This is a genomic window from Pantoea sp. IMH (genome assembly GCF_000599885.1).
Classification (GTDB): domain Bacteria; phylum Pseudomonadota; class Gammaproteobacteria; order Enterobacterales; family Enterobacteriaceae; genus Erwinia.
Window position 1 is genome coordinate 24215 of record NZ_JFGT01000004.1, and the last position, 19279, is coordinate 43493.

Genomic DNA, 19279 nt, shown 5'->3' on the forward strand with positions numbered 1-19279 from the left:
TTCAGCCCACCTGACCATAATCTCGCCATTTCCACACCCTGCGCTTCCAGCAGGGGTGTTCTTTGTCCGCGGCCAGCGAGCCCGATGCGGGCATCTCTCTTCAGGAGGTTCTATGGTTATCCTTGGTAAAGCTGACGTCATTTTAATCAATGGCAGAATTCATACTGTCGATCGCGAACAACCGGTGGCGGACGCCGTGGCCATTCGCGACGGAAAATTCCTTGAAGTTGGCACGCTTGCTGAGGTGATGCAGCACCATTGTGAAGGCACCAAAGTTATCGACCTGAAAGGCCATACCGCTGTTCCTGGCCTGAATGACTCTCACCTTCACCTCATCCGTGGTGGTCTGAACTATAACCTTGAACTGCGCTGGGAAGGTGTGCCTTCCGTAGCGGACGCGCTGCGTATGCTGAAAGAGCAGGCGATGCGCACGCCTTCGCCTCAGTGGGTGCGCGTGGTGGGCGGCTGGACGGAATTCCAGTTTGCCGAGCGCCGTATGCCGACGCTGGATGAAATCAACGAAGCGGCCCCGGATACGCCGGTGTTCGTTCTGCATCTTTACGATCGCGCCCTGCTGAACCGCGCCGCGCTGAAAGTGGTGGGCTATACCAAAGATACCCCGAACCCGCCAGGCGGTGAGATTCAGCGAGACAGCAACGGTAATCCAACCGGCCTGCTTATCGCCCGGCCCAATGCGATGATCCTTTACTCTACGCTGGCAAAAGGCCCGAAACTGCCGCTTGAGCAACAGGTTAACTCGACGCGCCAGTTTATGCGCGAGCTGAACCGGCTGGGCCTGACCAGCGCGATTGATGCGGGCGGCGGCTTCCAGAATTACCCGGAAGATTACGAGGTCATCGCTGAACTGCATGAGAAGAAGCAGATGACCCTCCGTATCGCCTACAACCTCTTTACCCAGCGTCCGGGACATGAACTGGAAGATTTCGAGAAATGGACCGATATGCTGACGCCAGGCCAGGGAAGCGATTACTTCCGCCACAATGGCGCAGGTGAAATGCTGGTCTTCTCGGCAGCAGACTTTGAAGACTTCCTGGAGCCGCGTCCCGATCTGGCGCCGGGCATGGAGGATGAGCTTGAGCGCGTGGTGCGTCATCTCGTCGAACATCGCTGGCCGTTCCGTCTGCACGCAACCTATGATGAATCGATCAGCCGCATGCTGGACGTCTTCGAAAAGGTAAACCGCGATATTCCGTTTAACGGTCTGCACTGGTTCTTTGACCACGCCGAAACCGTGACGCAGCGTAACATCGACCGTATCAAGGAGCTGGGCGGCGGCATCGCTGTACAGCACCGCATGGCGTTCCAGGGTGAATATTTTGCCGAGCGCTACGGCATTGAAGCCACCCGCCATACGCCACCGGTTGCCCGTATGCTGGAAACTGGCGTCCCGGTCGGTTTGGGAACGGACGCCACCCGCGTTGCCAGCTACAACCCCTGGACGGCGCTTTACTGGCTGGTCTCTGGCCGTACCGTTGGCGGGATGCAGATGTACGACGTGAACGCGCGCCTGGATCGCGAAACGGCCCTGATGCTCTGGACACAGGGCAGCGCCTGGTTCTCCAGCGAGCAGGGGAAAAAGGGCCAGATTAAAACCGGCCAGCTGGCCGACCTCGCCATCCTGAGCAAAGACTTTTTTAGCGTGCCAGAGGAAGAGATCAAGGGCATTGAGTCTGTGCTGACGATCGTGAATGGCGACATTGTCTATGCGGCAGGATCGTTCAGCGCTGAAGCGCCGCCGTCTATTCCGGTGCTGCCGGACTGGTCACCGGTCGTTAAATTCCCGGGCCATTACCGCAGCGCCCCGCCAACGGCAAGCCGCGTCGGAATGATGCCCCAGGCTCACCATTGTAGTGGCCCGTGCGGCGTACATAATCATTCGCACGATGTTGCCCGCGGCTCAAACGTTCCTGTATCCGAAGATAACGCCTTCTGGGGCGCGCTCGGCTGCAGTTGCTTTGCCTTCTGATAAGATGAAGAACCTTATCTCTCAGCCGCCCCGTATCAATGCGGGGCTGTTCTTCCTGCGCCTGACCGGCAGCCTGCTTTTGCTTCACGTGCATGGCCTGCCCAAGGTATTTCATTTCAGCGAAGAACTGACGCGTATCGAGGATCCCTTTGGCCTCGGTCCCTATATGAGCCTGCTTCCGGCCATTTTTGCCGAAGTTATCTGTCCACTTTTTATTATTGCCGGTGTCGGTGCCCGACTCGCCTGCCTGCCTATTATCGGCGTTCTGCTGGTGGCGATGGTCTTTGTCCATCCGGGTTGGAGTATCGCCGAAGGTCAGTTTGGCTGGCTGCTGCTGATTGTCTTCGGTACCTTAGCCATTACCGGGCCGGGAAACTGGCGAATCGGATCGGCACGCCGTCGCGAGGTGCGTTATGGCGCAGGTTAATGATATTCAGCAGGTCACACAGGATGCCGCCGCGGTGGTACCGGTTACCGGCGCTTCGCCGTGGCAACCGCTGCGCCAGCCGATATTCCGCATGCTGTGGATCGCGACGGTTGTGTCTAATATTGGTTCATGGATGAACGATGTTGGCGTTAACTGGACTATGCTGACGCTCAGTGCCGATCCGCTGAGCGTGGCGCTGGTGCAGGCGGCCAGCAGCCTGCCGATGTTTCTGTTCGCGCTGCCTTCTGGCGTGATGGCCGATATCATCGATCGCCGCAAATATCTGCTGTTTTCTCAGCTATGGGTCTTTATCGCCGCGACGGGGCTGACCGTGCTCTCTTTTACTGGCCACGTCACGCCAGTGATATTGCTGATCGCCGCGTTCCTGCTCAGCGCCGGCATGGCGATGAGTTCCCCGCCCTTTCAGGCCATCGTGCCCGATCTGGTCAGTAAGGAAGAACTCGGACCGGCGATTGCGCTCAACTCGCTGGGCATCAATATCAGCCGGGCGATCGGTCCGGCACTAGGGGGACTGATTCTTTCGTTTGTCGGTCCCTGGATGGTCTTCCTGCTGAATGCGATTTCGGTACTGGGCGTCGCCTGGGTGCTCTACCGCTGGAAGGCAGAACCCAACGTGCAGCGTCTGCCGCCAGAGCACTTTTTCTCTGCCGTACGGGCGGGTTTGCGCTACGTACATGCGGCGCCGGTGCTGCGTAATGTGCTGGTCCGCACCGTCGCTTTCTTTTTGTTCGGCAGCGCCGGGTGGGCGCTTCTGCCGCTGGTGGCACGCCGCGAGCTTGGCTTAGGACCGGGCGGCTATGGCATTATGCTGGCCTTTATTGGCGTCGGCGCTATCTGCGGCGCCGTCATGCTGCCTGGTCTGCGTAAGCGGTTCAATCCCGATCGCCTGCTGGTGCTGGCAAGCCTGATGTTTGCGCTGACCATGCTTGCGCTGGCGTTTGTCCGCAACGTCTGGCTGCTTAACGCCTTTGAGTTCTTTACCGGCTTCGCCTGGATTGCGGTGCTCTCCACCCTGAACCTCGGTGCACAGCGCAGCGCGGCGAAATGGGTGAAGGCGCGTGCGCTGGCGGTTTATCTGACGGTGTTCTTCGGTTCAATGACCGTCGGCAGCGCCGTCTGGGGACAGCTTGCTTCCCATTATGGCATCGCCGTTTCGCTGTGCGTGGCCACCATCGGCATGATTCTGGCCAGCCTGCTGACTGTCCGGCGCTGGCAGCTGGATAAAGATCCAGACCTCAATCTGGACGTCAGTAATATCGGCACGCCCATTCCGGCTTTGGATATCCATCACGATCGCGGTCCGGTGATGGTGAGCTACGAATACCTTATTCGCCAGGAAGATGCACACGCCTTTGCCCTCTGTATGCAGGATATGCGCCGCGTGCGCCGACGCGGTGGTGCCATAAACTGGTCAGTTTACGAAGATATTCTGCAGCCGGGTATTTTCGTTGAGGCGTTCGTCGTGGGCTCATGGATGGAATATATGCGCCAGCTGGAACGCTACACCATGAACGATCAGAAGATCCAGAACCGTATTTATGCCTTTCATCAGGACGAACGTTTGCCACAGGTACGCTATCTGGTCGCACCCGTTTGAATCACAACACTCACTTCCACCTATCACTGTAAGGTAAAGCTCATGAGCACACTAAAAACCGCTGACGGCACTACGCTCTATTTTAAAGACTGGGGCACGGGTAAGCCGGTGCTTTTCAGCCACGGCTGGCCGCTGGATGGCGACATGTGGGACAGTCAGCTGAACTTCCTGGCTGAGCGCGGCTATCGCGTTATCGCCTTTGACCGCCGCGGATTTGGCCGTTCCGATCAGCCGTGGACGGGCTATGATTACGACACCTTCGCGTCGGATATCAACGATCTGATCACCTCGCTTGACCTGCAGGATGTCACGCTGGTGGGCTTCTCAATGGGCGGCGGCGATGTGGCGCGTTACATTGGTCGCTATGGCAGTTCCCGTGTGGCAGGCCTCGTTTTGCTGGGTGCCGTTACGCCAATCTTCGGACAGGCGGAAGACTATCCTCAGGGCGTTGATCACTCAGTATTTGACGGTATCAAAGAAGGATTGCGTAAAGATCGCGCACAGTTTATCAGCGATTTCGCCGCGCCTTTTTATGGCACCAATGCGGGCCAGACGGTATCCGAAGGCGTGCTGACCCAGACGCTCAACATCGCGCTGCTGGCGTCGCTGAAATCCACGCTGGACTGCGTTACCGCATTCTCGCAGACGGATTTCCGGCCAGACATGGCGAAGATTGATGTGCCAACGCTGGTCATTCACGGCAGTAACGACCAGATCGTGCCGTTCGAAACGACAGGTAAAGTGGCTGCGGAGATGATCGCCGGTGCTGAGCTGAAAGTATATGACAACGCGCCACACGGTTTTGCCGTGACGCATCAGGATCAGCTGAATGAAGACCTGCTGACCTTCCTGAAATCGCTTTAAGTGCATGCTCTGTTACGGATAGTGCCCTGAAAGTACGCTAACAGGAACAGGTTCGTCTGGAAAAGTAGCAGACAGAGGAGAGGGATCTCCTACATTTTCTGACTGAGCGGAAAGAGAACGCCATTTTTTTCTTAAAAAAAAGCGCCGACAAATGCCAGCGCCTGACCCCTTATTTTCAGCGGATTGAACGATTAACTTCAACCGGACGCAGATCGAACAGCAGGACTTCTGCTTCTTTACCGGCCGTGAAGCTCAGCTCCCGCTCATGGCGTACCCGCGCGCCATCGCCAGCTTTAAAGGCCAGTCCGTTCACCGTGACTTCACCGCGAGCGACATGGATATAAGCATACCGGTCCTCATCAAGCGTAAAGGTTTGCTGCTCCTCTCCATCAAACAGGCCCGCGTAGATACGCACGTCCTGCCGGACGCTGAGCGCATTGTTTTCGCCCTGTGGCGAGACGATAAGCCGAAACTGGCCGCGTTTCTCATCATCCGGCACCGACACCTGCTGATAGCCCGGCGGCGTGCCTTTCTCTGAAGGCACAATCCAGATTTGCAGAAAATGGACGCCTTCAGTTGTCGAGTTGTTGAATTCGCTATGGGTCACGCCGCTGCCCGCGCTCATCAGCTGGACGTCGCCCGGAATAATGGCTGAACCGGTTCCCATGGAATCTTTATGCGCCAGTTCACCTTCGAGCACGTAGGAGATGATTTCCATATTACTGTGCGGATGTGCGCCAAAACCGCGGGAGGCCACCACCCGATCATCATTGATGACCAGTAAATCGGAGAACCCTGTCTGCTTTGGATCCCAGTATCCACCAAACGAAAAGGTGTGGCGTGAATGCAGCCAGCCGTGATCCCCAAGTCCACGTTCCTGAGAGAGTCTTTGTTCGATCATGATGCGCTCCTGGATTAGGTCAGTTCAGTAAGGTGAAGTGCGTTTGCCCTTCCGGTGAACAAAGATTACAAGTAAACTCTGTTGCGCCACAATGCCCTGAAAAGGCAATCACTGTCTCATTCTGGTGGACAATATGCAGCTTGAAGATTTGAGGATTTACACGGCCGTCGTCAGCGCCGGAAGTTTTACCGCTGCGGCTGAGAAGCTGATGCTTTCAAAGCAGTATGTGAGCCGCCGCATGGCCGCTCTTGAAGCGTCGCTGGGGGCACAATTGCTTATCCGTAACACCCGAAAACTGTCGGTGACCGATGCTGGTCAGACTTTCGCGCAGCACGCCCAGCGTATTCTGGATGACGTTTTTGAGGCTGAACAGGCCGTGACCGGACGGCGCTCGGCGCTTCAGGGAAAATTTCGTCTCAGTATGCCAATGTCATTTGGCATGAACCCACTTTCTCCTCTTATTGCCGCTTTCCTGACGCGACATCCGGCGGTGCAACTCCAGCTGGAGCTGGCAGACCGCTATGTGGATGTTATCGGTGAAGGGTTTGATATGGCTATCCGCATCGGCAGCCTCAGCGATTCGAGCCTGATCGTACGGAGCCTCGGCACAATCAGGCGGATCGTCTGTGCCAGCCCAGCCTACCTTGAACGTAAAGGCCGCCCGCTTCATCCTGACGATCTGCATCAACACGACTGCCTGCGTTTTGGCCGTGAGGGGCAGTTGGGCTGGGAGCTTAACGTGAACGGGAAGCGTAAAATTATCAGCGTGGAGGGCCCGGTGATATCGAATAACGGCGAAGTGCTGGCGGATGCGGCCATGGCGGGGCTGGGACTGGTGCTGCTGCCGGAATTCATCGTGGGAGCTGCTGTTGCACAGGGCAAGCTTGTCAGCGTAATGAATGAGTATCATCCTGAAAGCCTGCCACTCAGCGCCGTGTATCCGCAGCACCGGCAGCGCAGCGACATTACACGAGCCCTGCTGGATTTCCTGAAAGAAAGCCCTGTTCTCAGCAATCGGCCGGTTGATAACACCTAAAAAGTGCGGTTTTCAGCAGCCCTTTTTCTGCGGTTTTAAAGAAGGTAAAGTGGGTAACCTGATACCGACTTCATCTCAGAAATCCGGCCGCGTATTACTGGAGTATATGAAGTTACAGCCTGTCATCAGACACAAACGTCAATGCCTGCAGAAAGGGTATCTCGCCCTGATGCCGCTATAACTCTGACGACGATTTTGTTATTCTTATCGACCTGATAATCGAAAAGTGACGTTATGGAATCCTGGTATTTACTTTATTGCAAACGTGGTCAGCTGCTTCGCGCGAAAGAACATCTTGAGCGCCAGACGGTGCACTGCCTCAGCCCGATGATTGCATTAGAGAAACTGGTACGCGGCAAGCGCACTCAGGTTAGCGAACCGCTTTTCCCGAATTATCTGTTTATTGAGTTCGATCCTGAATCCATCCATACCACCACCATCAGCGCAACGCGCGGCGTCAGCCATTTTGTTCGCTTTGGCGCGCAGCCGGCTACCGTTCCGCTGGATGTGATCGCCGCACTACAGACTCAGCCGACCGAAACGCTGTGCGATCCCGATCTGCCAAAACCGGGCGACAAAGTGATTATTACCGAAGGGGCATTCGAAGGCCTGAACGCCATCTTTAGCGAACCGGATGGCGAAGCGCGATCCATGCTCCTGCTGAACATGCTTAACAAACAGATCGTGCGTAGCGTGGATAACAAGCAGTTCCAGAAACTCTGATTTACCGGTGCTGGCGCACCCTCACTCCCGGGTAGAAAGTCTGAACAATTCCCGTGCGTTGCGATCGCACTGTTCGCCGAGCTCATTAGCATCTACGCCACGTAGCGCAGCCACCTGTTGCACAATATGTGGCAGGAAACAGGGTTCATTACGCCGGGTAGCGGGCCGGGGTCGCATATCGCGGGGTAGCAGATAAGGCGCGTCGGTTTCCAGCAGCAGGCGTCCGGCAGGAATCAGCGGCATCAGCTCACGCAATTCTCCGCCACGACGTTCATCACATACCCAACCCGTGATCCCCACATACAATCCCGCTGCCAGGCAGGCTTCCAGCTCCTCTTTGCTACCGGTAAAGCAGTGAATCACTGCACCAGGCAGCTTCGGTAGCCAGGGGGTCAGAATGGAAAGAAAACGCGCATGCGCTTCGCGGCAGTGCAGGAATACAGGAAGCCCCAGTCCGGCTGCCAGCTCCAGCTGGGCATTGAAAGCATAGGCCTGCTGTTCAGGTTCTGAGACATTACGGTTAAAGTCCAGGCCGCACTCGCCTATCGCCACAACCTGCTCGCTTTCAGCCAGGCGTTTTAGCGTCGCGGCCGTATCAGCAGACCATTCGCTTGCGTGGTGAGGATGCACGCCCGCCGTTGACCAGCAGTAGCCGGGGCGGCGCGCGGCCAGGCTTTGTGCCTGCTGGCTTTCCAGTGCGTTAGTGCCGGTGATCAGCAGCCCGGTAATCCCCGCCTCTCTGGCCCGTTTCACGACCTGATCGCGATCTTTCGCAAACTGCGTACTCGTCAGATTAACGCCAATATCAAACATAGGATTTTCCAGACAGTAACCGCCCTGACGGGCGGTTATTTTTACTTCAGACGAACGCGAGGCGACAAATCTATTCCGATCCGGCTTCTTCGCTCACATCATCCCTTCGCCGTTTGCCCACGTAAAAGCGGGAGAAGAACACCCCAACCTCAAACAGACAGTACATGGGGATCGCCAGAAGCGTTTGCGACAACACGTCGGGTGGTGTTAACACCATGCCGACCACAAAGGCGCCCACCAGCACATAAGGACGTTTTTTCTTCAGGTCTTCCGGAGACGTGACGCCTGTCCAGCAAAGCAGTACGATGGCAATTGGCACCTCAAACGACACGCCAAACGCCATAAACAGCGCCATCACGAAATCGAGGTAGTTATTGATATCCGTCGCTATCAATACGCCCTGCGGTGCCGTTTTAGCAAAGAAACCAAACGCCAGCGGGAAGACAATAAAGTAGGCGAAAGCCATGCCTGTATAAAATAGGAATGAACTGGAAAAGAGCAGCGGCATAACCAGCTTACGTTCATGCTGGTAAAGCGCGGGCGCCACAAATGCCCAGACCTGATAGAGAATAAGCGGGACGGCCAGAAACACCGACACAATCATCGTTAGCTTGATCGGCGTAAAAAATGGCGACGCCACGTCGGTCGCGATCATGCTGGCACCGGCCGGAAGCTGGCGGATAAGCGGCGCTGACACCAACTGGTAGATATCGTTGGAGAAGTAAGCCAGACATAAAAAGATCGCTATAACGGCGATAATACAGTTTAACAACCGCTTACGGAGTTCAATCAAATGACTGATAAGCGGTTGGGTATCTTCAACAGCCATGATTATCGTTCATCGCTCGGTTGGGTGGTGGAAGCTGGCGCACGGCTTGACAGCACAGGCGCATCGCTGTTTGCGGTTGCTGAAGGCGTGGCTGCGGTATGGGCCGGGCTTGCAGGCGGCACGCTGACAGCCGGTTTTGCCGTTGCCGGTTGCCCCTCTGACTGCTGGGGTAAATCAGCCGATTCAGCGCTCGCGGGTGATGACGCAGCATTGGTTATTTCAGATGCATTGACCGTGGCTACTGAGGCCTTTGCTGGCATCTGCGGTTCGGGAGGAACGGAGGAGGTCGCCCTGGCCTGCCCTTTATCCGGGATCGCCGGGGAGTGCGCCGCCGCGCTGGCCTGATGATCCGCTTCGGCAGGCGTGACGCCCTCATGAGAATCCTCCGGGTTTTTCACCAGCGGATTATGGATCGTCCAGGCCTCGTCATCGGCTTTTTCATTGTCGCCCAGATAAGAGCGCTTCATCGCCTGTGCCGACTCCTTCAGCTCCTCCATGGAGGCCTGAAGTTCGGGAGAAAGGCTATTCTTGCTGGCCTCCTCCACTTTTTTCAGGCTATCCTGGAGTTCCTGAAGCTTCAGCTCCTGAGCCAGCTCGTTCTGCACGCTGGATGCCAGCGAACGCATGGCGCGGATCCAGCCGACAACAGTTCTTACCGCCACCGGCAACCGCTGAGGGCCAAGCACAACCAGCCCGATCACGAACACCAATATCAGTTCACTAAAACCAATGTCGAACACGGTTTACACCTTGTCTTTTTTAACGTCTTCTTTCTTTGCCTGCGCCTGCTGTTCGTCAGTCAGACTTGCACTGAAATCCGCATCTTTCGCGTGATCTTTCTCTTTTTCGTTCTCATCGCCCATGGCTTTTTTGAAGCCTTTGATCGACGACCCTAAATCAGAACCCAACGTACGTAACTTGTTGGTACCGAACAGAAGAACAACGATTACGGCAATGATTAATAATTGCCAGATACTGATGCCGCCCATTTTATGCCTCTAAAAAGTTGAAAAACCAGTTTGTATTATATAACAGCCCGGGGTGCGCTACGATGAACAAAAGCTAACCAGACGGGCCTTTTACGCTTGATGACATTCAGTCCGTTTTGCGCCAGCCAATCAGCCAGGTCACCACCCCACCGGCAATCATCACGGCTGAAAAGAGGTCCCATTCCGGGCGGGTTAGCAGAACCGCTGTCCCTGCCAGCATCAAGGTGGCCCCAACGCCAAACAGATAGCGGGACTGATGATGGCGAACGCGCTCATTTTTCAGGTCCGTGGTTAGCTTATCTACGCTATGTTGCAAATGCTTGTGCTGACGCAGGCTGTCGTAAAAAAGTTCCGGCAGTTCCGGCAGCTTTTCGGCCCAGAACGGCGCTTTCTCTTTCAGCGCCCGGACAATCGCCGGGATACCAATCTGATCTTTGATCCACTCTTCTAAAAACGGCTTGGCCGTTTTCCAGAGATCCAGCTGCGGATAAAGCTGACGCCCCACGCCTTCCACATACAGCAGCGTTTTTTGCAGAAGAACCAGCTGCGGCTGCACTTCCATATTAAAGCGGCGCGCCGTGTTGAACAGGTTGAGCAGCACATGCCCGAACGAGATCTCCGCCAGCGGTTTTTCAAAGATAGGCTCACATACGGTGCGGATAGCAAACTCGAAATCTTCTACGTTAGTGTCCGGCGGAACCCAACCGGAATCGACATGCAGCTCGGCGACCTTACGGTAGTCACGGTTGAAAAAGGCGATAAAGTTTTCCGCCAGATAGCGCTTATCTTCTTTGTTAAGCGAGCCGACGATACCGCAGTCAATGCCAATATACTGAGGATCTTCCGGATGCTCGTAGCTGACAAAGATATTGCCCGGATGCATATCCGCATGGAAGAAACTGTCGCGGAAAACCTGAGTGAAAAAGACCTGCACGCCGCGTTCGGCAAGCAGTTTCATGTTCACACCATGCTGCTCAAGCGCCACCACATCGGAGATAGGAATGCCGTAGATCCGCTCCATCACCAGCATCGTCTCGCTACAGTAATCGGAGAAAATTTCCGGTACGTAGAGCATCTTGCTGTTATCAAAATTGCGGCGCAGCTGAATAGCATTGGCGGCTTCACGCAGCAGATTCAGCTCATCTATCAGCGTCTTTTCGTAGTCCGCAACCACTTCCTGCGGCCGCAGCCGTCGCCCGTCTGGCAGCAGGCGTGGCACCCAGCGCGCCATACGGTTAATCAGCATCATGTCCGCTTTGATCACCGGCAAAATATCAGGGCGGATCACTTTGATCACGACTTCCCGGCCATTCTCCTTCAGCGTGGCGGTATGCACCTGAGCGATGGAAGCGGAGGCCAGCGGCTTGATATCAAAGTGATCAAACAGCGTCTCCACCGGGCAGCCAAGCGACAACTCAATCTGCTGCTTCGCCAGAACGCCATCAAATGGCGGTACGCGATCCTGAAGCATCGCCAGCTGATCGGCAATCTGCGGCGGGAACAGATCGCGCCGCGTTGACATCATCTGCCCGAACTTAATCCAGACCGGTCCAAGCTGTTCTAACGCCAGACGCAGCCGCTCGCCAAAAGGCAGATTCTTATGGCGGTTCGGCATCCAGAACAGGCACTTCCGCCACAGACGCGGCAGCAGGGTGAGTCGCGTTTTGGGAATGAGTTCATCAAGACCGTAACTCAGGAATACGCGGATGATAAAATAGAGGCGGCGTAGCTCTCCAGGGCTCATTTGGCCTCCAGCTTATTCAGGCGGGCTTCAAGTGCAGCAACATCTCGCTCCGTGGCATCCACTTCTTCAGCAAACCAGGCAAGCTCAAGCGCACCCGGTGCTACACGCCACTCTTCGGTCAGTACCTGACCGAGATACTGCTGTTTGCGTTCAAGGTCACCTTGAAGGAAGCTGAAACCACGCCGGGCAAACTGGCTGACCCCATGCGCGATAATATCTCCCGTCCAGGGCGCCAGATACTCGGCCGGATCCAGCTCGGCAAGGTCGATCAACGCCGAAAACTGCGTTACAACCTGCAGGTTGCCGTCCACCTCCAGCTCTCCGCTGCGGATCAGACCGGTCAGCCGCTGACGATCGCGTAACGCCGGCAGCGTTGCCAGACGGGTTTTCACCGTACAGTCCGGCACGTCGCTCCACTCCGCGAGCACGTCCACCTGCCTGTCGCTAAATATCAGGGTGAGCGGCTGTTTCAGCTCCGACAGCACGATCGACAGGCTTTTTCCATTCAGGCGCTGGCGCGCGGCCTTCAGGCTGCGATCGCGATAAAGAATCTGATTCAGCGCCGTTTCCAGCCCCGCAGTTAACAGCGGCGTAATGGTCATTCGCTTTCCTGTTTAAAACTTGAACCCACGGTGTAGCGCAACAATGCCACCGGTAAGATTGTAGTAAGTGGTATTTTCAAAACCGACATCCACCATCATCTGCTTAAGCGTTTCCTGATCCGGATGCATGCGGATCGATTCAGCCAGGTAACGATAGCTTTCAGAATCTTTAGCTACCAGTTCACCAATGCGCGGCAGGATATGGAAAGAGTAAGCATCATAGGCTTTATTGAGCGGCTCGAGCAGCGGTTTGGAGAACTCCAGCACCAGCAGGCGGCCGCCCGGCTTCAGCACGCGAAACATCGAGGCGATCGCCTTGTCCTTGTCAGTGACGTTGCGCAGACCAAAAGCGATGGTGATGCAGTCAAAATGGTTATCGGGAAAAGGCAGCGCTTCGGCATTCGCCTGCACATAGCTAACGTTACCGATGATGCCTGTGTTCCGCAGTTTCTCACGGCCAACCTTCAGCATAGAACTGTTGATATCGGCCAGCACCACTTCACCCGTCTCGCCAACCAGCCGGGAAAACTTCGCGGTGAGATCACCCGTTCCCCCCGCCAGATCCAGCACGCGCTGTCCACGGCGCACGCCGCTACAGTCGATGGTGAAACGCTTCCAGATGCGGTGTATACCAAATGACATCAGATCGTTCATCAGATCATATTTGGCCGCCACGGAGTGGAAAACATCAGCAACCATATCGGCCTTGTCGCTCTTCGCTACGGTGCGAAAGCCAAAATGGGTGGTGTCCTTTGATTCATCTGCCATTTATTTTGCCTGCTCTACAATCAATAATGCGTCAAGTGTATCAGAGTCCCGGACAGCAGGCACTGCCTGGCGTTTTATTCACTCACGCGTGCCGGGGGGAACGCCTCTTCAGGGCTGAACGCGCTGTACTCACTCTCTTCTGGCTCGCCTGAAGCATCGGAAAAGTCGGGCATCGCCTGTTCTGCCAGCCGCGGATTGATGGGCCGTTTCACCTCAACGCCCATATGCCGGAAACTTTCCGCCTGAGCGATCAGGTTACCCCGCCCTTCGGACAGCTTTTTCATCGCCTGCCGATAGCTCTCCTGCGCCTTATCCAGACTCTGTCCCATCGCGGACATGTCATCCACGAACAGGCGCATCTTGTCATACAACCGGCCTGCGCGGTCAGCAATGCGCTGCGCGTGGCGGCTCTGATGTTCATAGCGCCAGAGATTGCTGATCGTCCGCAGTGCAACCAGCAGCGTGGTCGGGCTGACCAGCATGATGTTCTGATTGAGCGCTTCGTTGATCAGCTCCGGCTGACGATCGATCGCCAGCAGAAAGGCTGGTTCAACCGGGATAAACATCAACACATAATCCAGCGAGCGTAAACCGGGCAATTGTTGATAATCTTTTCTGCTGAGCTGCCGCAGGTGCCCGCGGATCGCAGCAATATGTTCACTGATGGCCAGCTCACGCGCCGCGTCATCTTCACTGTTAAAGTAGCGCTCATAGGCGACAAGCGTCATTTTTGCGTCAACCACGACATCCTTGCCCTGCGGCAAACGGACAATCACGTCCGGCTGCATCCGCGCATTTTGCTCCAGCTGAATATTGACCTGGGTTTCGTACTCATGGCCCTCACGCAGCCCGGAGGCCTCCAGCACCCGGCTGAGCACCACTTCGCCCCAGTTGCCCTGCGTTTTATTATCGCCCTTCAGGGCTTTGGTCAGGTTAATCGCCTCCTGAGCCATTTGTGCATTCAACTGCTGAAGATTGCGGATTTCATGCGACAGCGTGTGCCGCTCGCGGGCCTCCTGGCCGAAGCTCTCCTGAACCTGGCGGCGGAAGCCCTCCAGCTGTTCACGCAACGGAGAGATGAGGCCGTTGAGGCTCTGACGGTTCTGTTCGTCAACGCGGCGACCGCTATTTTCGAATATGCGGTTCGCCAGGTTTTCGAACTGGGCGTTGAGGCGCTGTTCGCTGTTAACCAGCAGTCGCTGCTTCTCATCCGCCGCCATCTTCGTCTCTTCAAGGCGGATCGACACCTCACGCAGTTCAGCTTCCTGAGCGCTGTTAATCTCCAGCTGATTACGCAACTCCCGGTTAAGCTGTTCGCTCTCATTACGCCAGTGATCGAGGTGATGCAGCTTTTCCTGCGCAGCCGAAAGCGCGCCGTGCAGCTGGCGTAGCTCCGCTTCATTCTGTTTCTGTTGCTGTTGAGAGGTGTCGAGCTGCTGCTGGAGTCGTTCGCGTTCCTGACGCAGCTGATCGGCACTCTGCATCAGCAGCTGCCGTTCTGTCTCCTGTCTGGCCGCGTTCTGCTGGCCGAAAAACCAGGCGACAAGCCAGCCTGCCAGTAAACCTGCCAGGCCAAAACAGATCCCATATCCGATAGTCACATCCACACGCGCTCTCCTGCCCGATCTTAACTACGGAAAAGGTAGAGGCGCACTGTATGAATGTCCAGATAAAACAGGCGGTGTCACGCCGCCAGGCTGAATTTCATTCAGATTCTGGAGCGCCTCCGCAAAAGGAAGCAGGCAGGCCGGGAAAGAGGTTCCCAGCCAGGAAGATCACATCAGGCGACGCGCCGCGTCCACCACAATGCGGACAGCATCGCTTTCGGTTCTTTTCATCGTTTCTGCATCAGGAATTTCCTGCTGCGTACGGTTAACGATGACGCCCGCCACCATACCGGCGCGCAGTCCCTGACTGGCGCACATGGTTAACAGCGTGGCGGATTCCATTTCGTAGTTCAGCACGCCCATCTGCTGCCACTCTTTCATGGAGTCCTGGAAACGGCTGACCACGCGTCCGGAGTAGGTGTCATAACGCTCCTGGCCCGGATAAAAGGTATCAGACGACGCGGTGACGCCGATATGAGTCGTCGCGCCAGCGGCTTTTGCGGCTTCCACCAGCGCCGTAGTACAGGTGAAATCAGCTACGGCCGGGAATTCCAGCGGAGCAAAGTGCAGGCTGGCGCCGTCCAGGCGTACTGAGCCGGTGGTGACCAGCACGTCTCCGACGTTGATATTGGGCTGGATCGCGCCGGTAGTACCGACACGCAGGAAAGTCCGTACGCCCAGCTGCGCCAGCTCTTCCACCGCAATGGAGGTTGAAGGGCCGCCAATGCCGGTAGAACAGACGATAACCGCTTTCCCTTCCAGTTCCGCGCGCCAGGTGGTGAATTCACGGTGTGAAGCCAGGTGAACGGGGTTATCCATTAGCGCGGCGATTTTCTTCACGCGCTCAGGGTCGCCAGGCACGATGGCAAGCGTTGCGCCCTGAAGGTCTTCCTTAGTTAAACCAAGGTGGAAAACATCTGACTTAGCCATTTCAAACTCCTGTAACGGGAAGGTGGCATAGAGGATAGGCCTCCAGAGTAAGGGAAAGCCGCCTGAATTTGTGTGAGCAATCTCACTTTGATTACTGAAGGTTACATTAACTCAACAATAAATTGTGATACAAATCACGATTGAGCATTCCTGTGATGGTCGTTCCCACAACATGTTCTGTAGCCCTGCTGGCAACAATGTTAATGATAGGAAAAAGGTAAGCCCCCGGCCCCCACGTAATCCTGGCTATAGTTAGCGGATTGCGCTAATGCATGCATGGAGAGGACAATGAAAACCGAAGATAATCTGTCGCACAAAATCAGCAACAATGGGTTCGCTCCTGCGGTATCGCCTGCCGCAACCACCGCTATTACCACCCACAGCGAAGCGATTGTGTCGGGCGAAACGTCCATTCCGACCCAGGGCGAGAATATGCCCGCGTTTCAGGCCAAACCGCGAGATGCCAGCGGTTCACTGCCCGTCGTGCTGGTGATTCAGGAAATTTTCGGCGTCCATGAGCATATTCGTGATATTTGCCGCCGTCTCGCCATGGAAGGCTATCTCGCCGTGGCACCGGAACTCTATTTCCGCCAGGGCGACCCCTCTGAATATGGTGATATCCCCACCCTGTTCAACGAGCTGGTCAGCAAGGTGCCGGATACCCAGGTGCTGGCCGATCTGGACCATGTCGCCAACTGGGCCTCACGCAACGGCGGCGATATGCGCAATATGGCGATCACCGGGTTCTGCTGGGGGGGTCGCATTACCTGGCTTTATGCCGCACATAATCCTCAGCTCAAAGCAGGTGTTGCCTGGTATGGCAAACTGGTTGGGGAAAAAACGATGAAGCAGCAAAAACAGCCTGTCGATGTGGCTGTCGATCTCACCGCACCAGTGCTGGGATTATATGGCGCGCTGGACGAGAGTATTCCTCAGGAGAGCGTGGAAACCATGCGTCAGGCTCTGCGTGCGGCTAACGCTAAGTCGGAAATTGTGGTGTATCCCGACGCGGGTCATGCTTTTAACGCCGATTATCGCCCGAGCTACCATGAAGCTTCGGCGAAAGATGGCTGGCAGAGGATGTTGACGTGGTTCCGGGAAAATGGCGTGAAATAGCTTAAAAAAGGGGCGCGATGCGCCCCAAAGTCATACAACACAACACAGATATCAGGCTCCGGCTTTACGCAGGTTTTGCGCCGCTTTCACCATATTCGTCAGCGCTTCCCGCGTTTCCGTCCAGCCGCGCGTTTTCAGTCCACAATCCGGATTGACCCACAGGCGTTCAGTCGGGATACGTTTTGCGGCTTTGCGCAGCAGCGCTTCCATCCATTCCACGCTGGGCACGTTCGGCGAGTGAATATCGTAAACGCCCGGACCAATCTCATTTGGATAGTCAAATTCTTCAAACGACTCCAGCAGTTCCATATCAGAGCGTGACGTTTCGATGGTGATCACATCCGCATCCAGCGCAGCGATAGCATCCATAATGTCGTTAAATTCGCAGTAGCACATGTGGGTATGGATTTGGGTATCGTCCTTCGCCACGGCGGCATTCAGACGGAAGGCATCCACGGCCCATTCCAGATAGGCAGCCCAGTCAGACTGACGCAGCGGCAACCCTTCGCGCAGCGCGGGCTCATCAATCTGAATGATGCCAATGCCCGCTTTCTCCAGATCCTCCACCTCGTCACGCAGCGCCAGGGCGATTTGTCTGGCGATGGTTTCCCGCGAAACATCTTCACGTGGGAACGACCAGCATAAAATTGTGACCGGCCCGGTCAGCATGCCTTTTACCGGCTTGTTGGTCAGCGACTGCGCATATTTCGCCCATTCGACGGTGATCGGTTCCGGACGGCTGATATCACCAATTATCACCGGCGGCTTCACGCAGCGCGATCCATAGCTCTGTACCCAGCCGTTCTGCGTAAAGGCGAAACCATCCAGGTTTTCACCAAAATATTCCACCATGTCATTACGCTCGGCTTCGCCGTGTACCAGAACGTCGAGGCCCAGACGTTCCTGCTCCACAATCGCCTGCCTGATATGTTCCGCGATGCCGGTACGGTAATGGTTGCGGTCCAGGCGGCCCTGTTTGAAATCCAGACGCAGGCCGCGAATTTCCGTCGTTTGTGGGAAAGAGCCAATAGTGGTCGTTGGCCAGGCGGGAAGCTGGAAGCGTTTACGCTGGGCTTCTGCCCGACTTTGGTAGCTGCTGGCGCGCTGGCTCTCCCGGGCGGTAATGCCCGCGAGACGTTTGCCAACCGCAGGATTATGGACACGCGCGGACTGACGGCGGGCACGGATTGGCGCGCTCCAGGCTTCGAGCGACTGCGGATCGTTATGATTCAGCGCACGGCTCAGCAGCGCCAGTTCTTCACATTTTTGCAGCGCGAAGGCGAACCAGCTTTTCACTTCCTCATCCAGACGCGTTTCGGTACTCAGATCGATCGGGCTGTGCAGCAGCGAACATGACGTCCCAATCCACAGCTGCTGGCGTTTACCGGCTAATGGCTGCAGACGCTCAAACCAGCTGCTGAGATCGGCCCGCCAGACGTTACGGCCATTAATCACGCCGACAGAGAGCAGCCAGTCAGCAGGTATTTTCTCATTCAGTTCGGCAATATCATCCTTACCGTGTACCAGATCGACATGCAAACCCTGCACAGGAAGGGTACGGATGGTTTCCAGATTGGTGCTGACGCGTTCAAAATAGGTCGTCAGCAGCAACTTAGTTGATCCCTGCAGCGCGTCATAAGCGGGTTTGAACGCATTCAGCCACGCTTGGGGCAGCTCCAGCACCAGCGCCGGCTCGTCAATCTGTACCCATTCGATGCCGCGCTTCGCCAGTTCGGCCAGCACCTGCTGATAAACCGGCAGAATGTCATTTAACAGGCTCAGGCGGTCGAACTGCTCGCCTTTTACTTTGCCCAGCCAGAGATAAGTTACCGGGCCGAGCAACACCGGCTTCACTTTATGACCAAGCGCCAGCGCTTCGTCCACCTCATCCAGGATCTGTGTCCAGCTCAGCGTAAACTGCTGGCCCTGGGTAAACTCCGGCACCATGTAGTGATAGTTGGTATTGAACCATTTGGTCATCTCGGCCGCTGCTGCAGGCTCGCCGGTCGGCGCACGGCCACGACCCAGACGGAATAACGTATCCAGATCGACAGAGCCATCTTTGTTTTGATGGCGGGCAGGTACGTTGCCCAGCAGCAGGCTGGTGGTCAGTACGTGATCGTACCAGGCAAAGTCGCCTACGGGCAGCAGATCCACGCCAGCCTGCTTTTGCTGCTGCCAGTGGCGGGCACGCAGCTCACGTCCGACTGCCAGCAATTCTTCCTGAGTGCTGTTACCCGCCCAGTAGCTCTCCTGCGCTTTTTTCAGTTCGCGGCGCAGGCCAACGCGGGGAAATCCGAGTGTATGGTTCAAAATGGTCATCAG

The 19279-nt window shown here is 56.0% G+C and carries 17 protein-coding genes and 1 pseudogene; 7 read left to right on the forward strand and 11 right to left on the reverse strand.

Translation table 11 applies throughout. The annotated features are described in order from the left end of the window. Window positions 1–112 precede the first annotated feature (112 nt). Genes EA20_RS0106530 through EA20_RS0106545 form a run of 4 tightly spaced genes read left to right on the forward strand, consistent with a single transcriptional unit; the run spans window position 113 to window position 4896 of the window. Window positions 113–1987, forward strand: a complete 1875-nt coding sequence (locus EA20_RS0106530; protein ID WP_024966060.1) for an amidohydrolase — start codon at window positions 113–115, stop codon at window positions 1985–1987. 4 nt (window positions 1988–1991) lie between these two features. Next, the gene (locus tag EA20_RS0106535; protein WP_024966061.1) at window positions 1992–2414 is read left to right on the forward strand and encodes a DoxX family protein; all 423 of its coding nucleotides are present in this window, start codon (window positions 1992–1994) and stop codon (window positions 2412–2414) included. Then, a complete protein-coding gene (locus EA20_RS0106540) occupies window positions 2401–4032 on the forward strand; it encodes an MFS transporter (RefSeq protein ID WP_024966062.1) in 1632 nt (543 codons plus the stop codon). Before EA20_RS0106535 ends, EA20_RS0106540 begins: the two co-directional genes overlap by 14 nt. A gap of 42 nt (window positions 4033–4074) precedes the next feature. Then, entirely contained in the window at window positions 4075–4896 is an 822-nt protein-coding gene (locus EA20_RS0106545; RefSeq protein ID WP_024966063.1) for an alpha/beta fold hydrolase, read from the forward strand. 175 nt (window positions 4897–5071) lie between these two features. On the opposite strand, the gene EA20_RS0106550 is transcribed toward EA20_RS0106545, so the two are convergent. Then, window positions 5072–5797 (reverse strand): pirin family protein, encoded by a 726-nt coding sequence (locus tag EA20_RS0106550; RefSeq protein WP_024966064.1) that lies wholly within the window; start codon window positions 5795–5797, stop codon window positions 5072–5074. Between the two features lie 133 nt (window positions 5798–5930). Here EA20_RS0106550 and EA20_RS0106555 point away from each other — a divergent pair, with 133 nt between their 5' ends. Both EA20_RS0106555 and rfaH read left to right on the forward strand, forming a co-directional pair. Further along, entirely contained in the window at window positions 5931–6833 is a 903-nt protein-coding gene (locus EA20_RS0106555) for a LysR family transcriptional regulator (RefSeq protein ID WP_024966065.1), read from the forward strand. 234 nt (window positions 6834–7067) lie between these two features. Beyond that, window positions 7068–7556, forward strand: coding sequence for a transcription/translation regulatory transformer protein RfaH (gene rfaH / locus EA20_RS0106565; protein ID WP_024966067.1), 489 nt, complete (start codon window positions 7068–7070; stop codon window positions 7554–7556). A gap of 21 nt (window positions 7557–7577) precedes the next feature. Here rfaH and tatD read toward each other — a convergent pair whose 3' ends face one another. The 9 genes and pseudogenes from tatD to udp form a co-directional block, all read right to left on the reverse strand. Further along, complete coding sequence (gene tatD / locus EA20_RS0106570; protein WP_024966068.1) at window positions 7578–8369, reverse strand: 3'-5' ssDNA/RNA exonuclease TatD; 792 nt, start codon at window positions 8367–8369, stop codon at window positions 7578–7580. 70 nt (window positions 8370–8439) lie between these two features. Further along, entirely contained in the window at window positions 8440–9198 is a 759-nt protein-coding gene (gene tatC / locus EA20_RS0106575) for a Sec-independent protein translocase subunit TatC (RefSeq protein ID WP_024966069.1), read from the reverse strand. Between the two features lie 331 nt (window positions 9199–9529). Beyond that, a pseudogene (tatB, locus tag EA20_RS21080) lies at window positions 9530–9938 on the reverse strand (Sec-independent protein translocase protein TatB); the annotation flags it as partial. Between the two features lie 3 nt (window positions 9939–9941). After that, window positions 9942–10187 carry a Sec-independent protein translocase subunit TatA gene (gene tatA / locus EA20_RS0106585; protein ID WP_024966071.1) on the reverse strand — a complete coding sequence of 82 codons (246 nt, stop codon included), beginning with the start codon at window positions 10185–10187 and terminating at the stop codon, window positions 9942–9944. A gap of 106 nt (window positions 10188–10293) precedes the next feature. After that, window positions 10294–11931 (reverse strand): ubiquinone biosynthesis regulatory protein kinase UbiB, encoded by a 1638-nt coding sequence (gene ubiB / locus EA20_RS0106590; protein WP_024966072.1) that lies wholly within the window; start codon window positions 11929–11931, stop codon window positions 10294–10296. Beyond that, window positions 11928–12533: an SCP2 domain-containing protein gene (locus tag EA20_RS0106595; RefSeq protein ID WP_024966073.1), complete on the reverse strand. Its 606-nt coding sequence runs from the start codon at window positions 12531–12533 to the stop codon at window positions 11928–11930. The genes ubiB and EA20_RS0106595 overlap by 4 nt, the downstream gene beginning before the upstream one ends. A 12-nt stretch (window positions 12534–12545) precedes the next feature. Next, complete coding sequence (ubiE, locus tag EA20_RS0106600) at window positions 12546–13301, reverse strand: bifunctional demethylmenaquinone methyltransferase/2-methoxy-6-polyprenyl-1,4-benzoquinol methylase UbiE (RefSeq protein WP_024966074.1); 756 nt, start codon at window positions 13299–13301, stop codon at window positions 12546–12548. Between the two features lie 74 nt (window positions 13302–13375). Further along, on the reverse strand, window positions 13376–14908 hold the full coding sequence (gene rmuC, locus EA20_RS0106605) for a DNA recombination protein RmuC (RefSeq protein WP_024966075.1): 1533 nt from the start codon (window positions 14906–14908) through the stop codon (window positions 13376–13378). A 168-nt stretch (window positions 14909–15076) separates the two neighbouring features. After that, entirely contained in the window at window positions 15077–15838 is a 762-nt protein-coding gene (gene udp, locus EA20_RS0106610) for a uridine phosphorylase (protein WP_024966076.1), read from the reverse strand. A 288-nt stretch (window positions 15839–16126) separates the two neighbouring features. On the opposite strand from udp, the gene EA20_RS0106615 reads away from it, so the two are divergent. Beyond that, window positions 16127–16954, forward strand: a complete 828-nt coding sequence (locus EA20_RS0106615) for a dienelactone hydrolase family protein (RefSeq protein ID WP_024966077.1) — start codon at window positions 16127–16129, stop codon at window positions 16952–16954. Window positions 16955–17005: 51 nt separating this feature from the next. Here EA20_RS0106615 and metE read toward each other — a convergent pair whose 3' ends face one another. Continuing rightward, window positions 17006–19276 carry a 5-methyltetrahydropteroyltriglutamate--homocysteine S-methyltransferase gene (gene metE, locus EA20_RS0106620; RefSeq protein ID WP_024966078.1) on the reverse strand — a complete coding sequence of 757 codons (2271 nt, stop codon included), beginning with the start codon at window positions 19274–19276 and terminating at the stop codon, window positions 17006–17008. Between the last annotated feature and the right edge of the window lie 3 nt (window positions 19277–19279).

Excerpts from the sequence above, each read along its gene's own strand:
- tatD (WP_024966068.1), bottom strand. The coding sequence starts at position 8,369 with ATGTTTGATATTGGCGTTAATCTGACGAGTACGCAGTTTGCGAAAGAT.
- ubiB (WP_024966072.1), bottom strand. The coding sequence starts at position 11,931 with ATGAGCCCTGGAGAGCTACGCCGCCTCTATTTTATCATCCGCGTATTC.
- ubiE (WP_024966074.1), bottom strand. The coding sequence starts at position 13,301 with ATGGCAGATGAATCAAAGGACACCACCCATTTTGGCTTTCGCACCGTA.
- EA20_RS0106530 (WP_024966060.1), top strand. The coding sequence starts at position 113 with ATGGTTATCCTTGGTAAAGCTGACGTCATTTTAATCAATGGCAGAATT.
- tatA (WP_024966071.1), bottom strand. The coding sequence starts at position 10,187 with ATGGGCGGCATCAGTATCTGGCAATTATTAATCATTGCCGTAATCGTT.
- EA20_RS0106550 (WP_024966064.1), bottom strand. The coding sequence starts at position 5,797 with ATGATCGAACAAAGACTCTCTCAGGAACGTGGACTTGGGGATCACGGC.
- EA20_RS0106545 (WP_024966063.1), top strand. The coding sequence starts at position 4,075 with ATGAGCACACTAAAAACCGCTGACGGCACTACGCTCTATTTTAAAGAC.
- tatC (WP_024966069.1), bottom strand. The coding sequence starts at position 9,198 with ATGGCTGTTGAAGATACCCAACCGCTTATCAGTCATTTGATTGAACTC.
- udp (WP_024966076.1), bottom strand. The coding sequence starts at position 15,838 with ATGGCTAAGTCAGATGTTTTCCACCTTGGTTTAACTAAGGAAGACCTT.
- EA20_RS0106535 (WP_024966061.1), top strand. The coding sequence starts at position 1,992 with ATGAAGAACCTTATCTCTCAGCCGCCCCGTATCAATGCGGGGCTGTTC.
- EA20_RS0106595 (WP_024966073.1), bottom strand. The coding sequence starts at position 12,533 with ATGACCATTACGCCGCTGTTAACTGCGGGGCTGGAAACGGCGCTGAAT.
- metE (WP_024966078.1), bottom strand. The coding sequence starts at position 19,276 with ATGACCATTTTGAACCATACACTCGGATTTCCCCGCGTTGGCCTGCGC.
- rfaH (WP_024966067.1), top strand. The coding sequence starts at position 7,068 with ATGGAATCCTGGTATTTACTTTATTGCAAACGTGGTCAGCTGCTTCGC.
- EA20_RS0106615 (WP_024966077.1), top strand. The coding sequence starts at position 16,127 with ATGAAAACCGAAGATAATCTGTCGCACAAAATCAGCAACAATGGGTTC.
- EA20_RS0106555 (WP_024966065.1), top strand. The coding sequence starts at position 5,931 with ATGCAGCTTGAAGATTTGAGGATTTACACGGCCGTCGTCAGCGCCGGA.
- EA20_RS0106540 (WP_024966062.1), top strand. The coding sequence starts at position 2,401 with ATGGCGCAGGTTAATGATATTCAGCAGGTCACACAGGATGCCGCCGCG.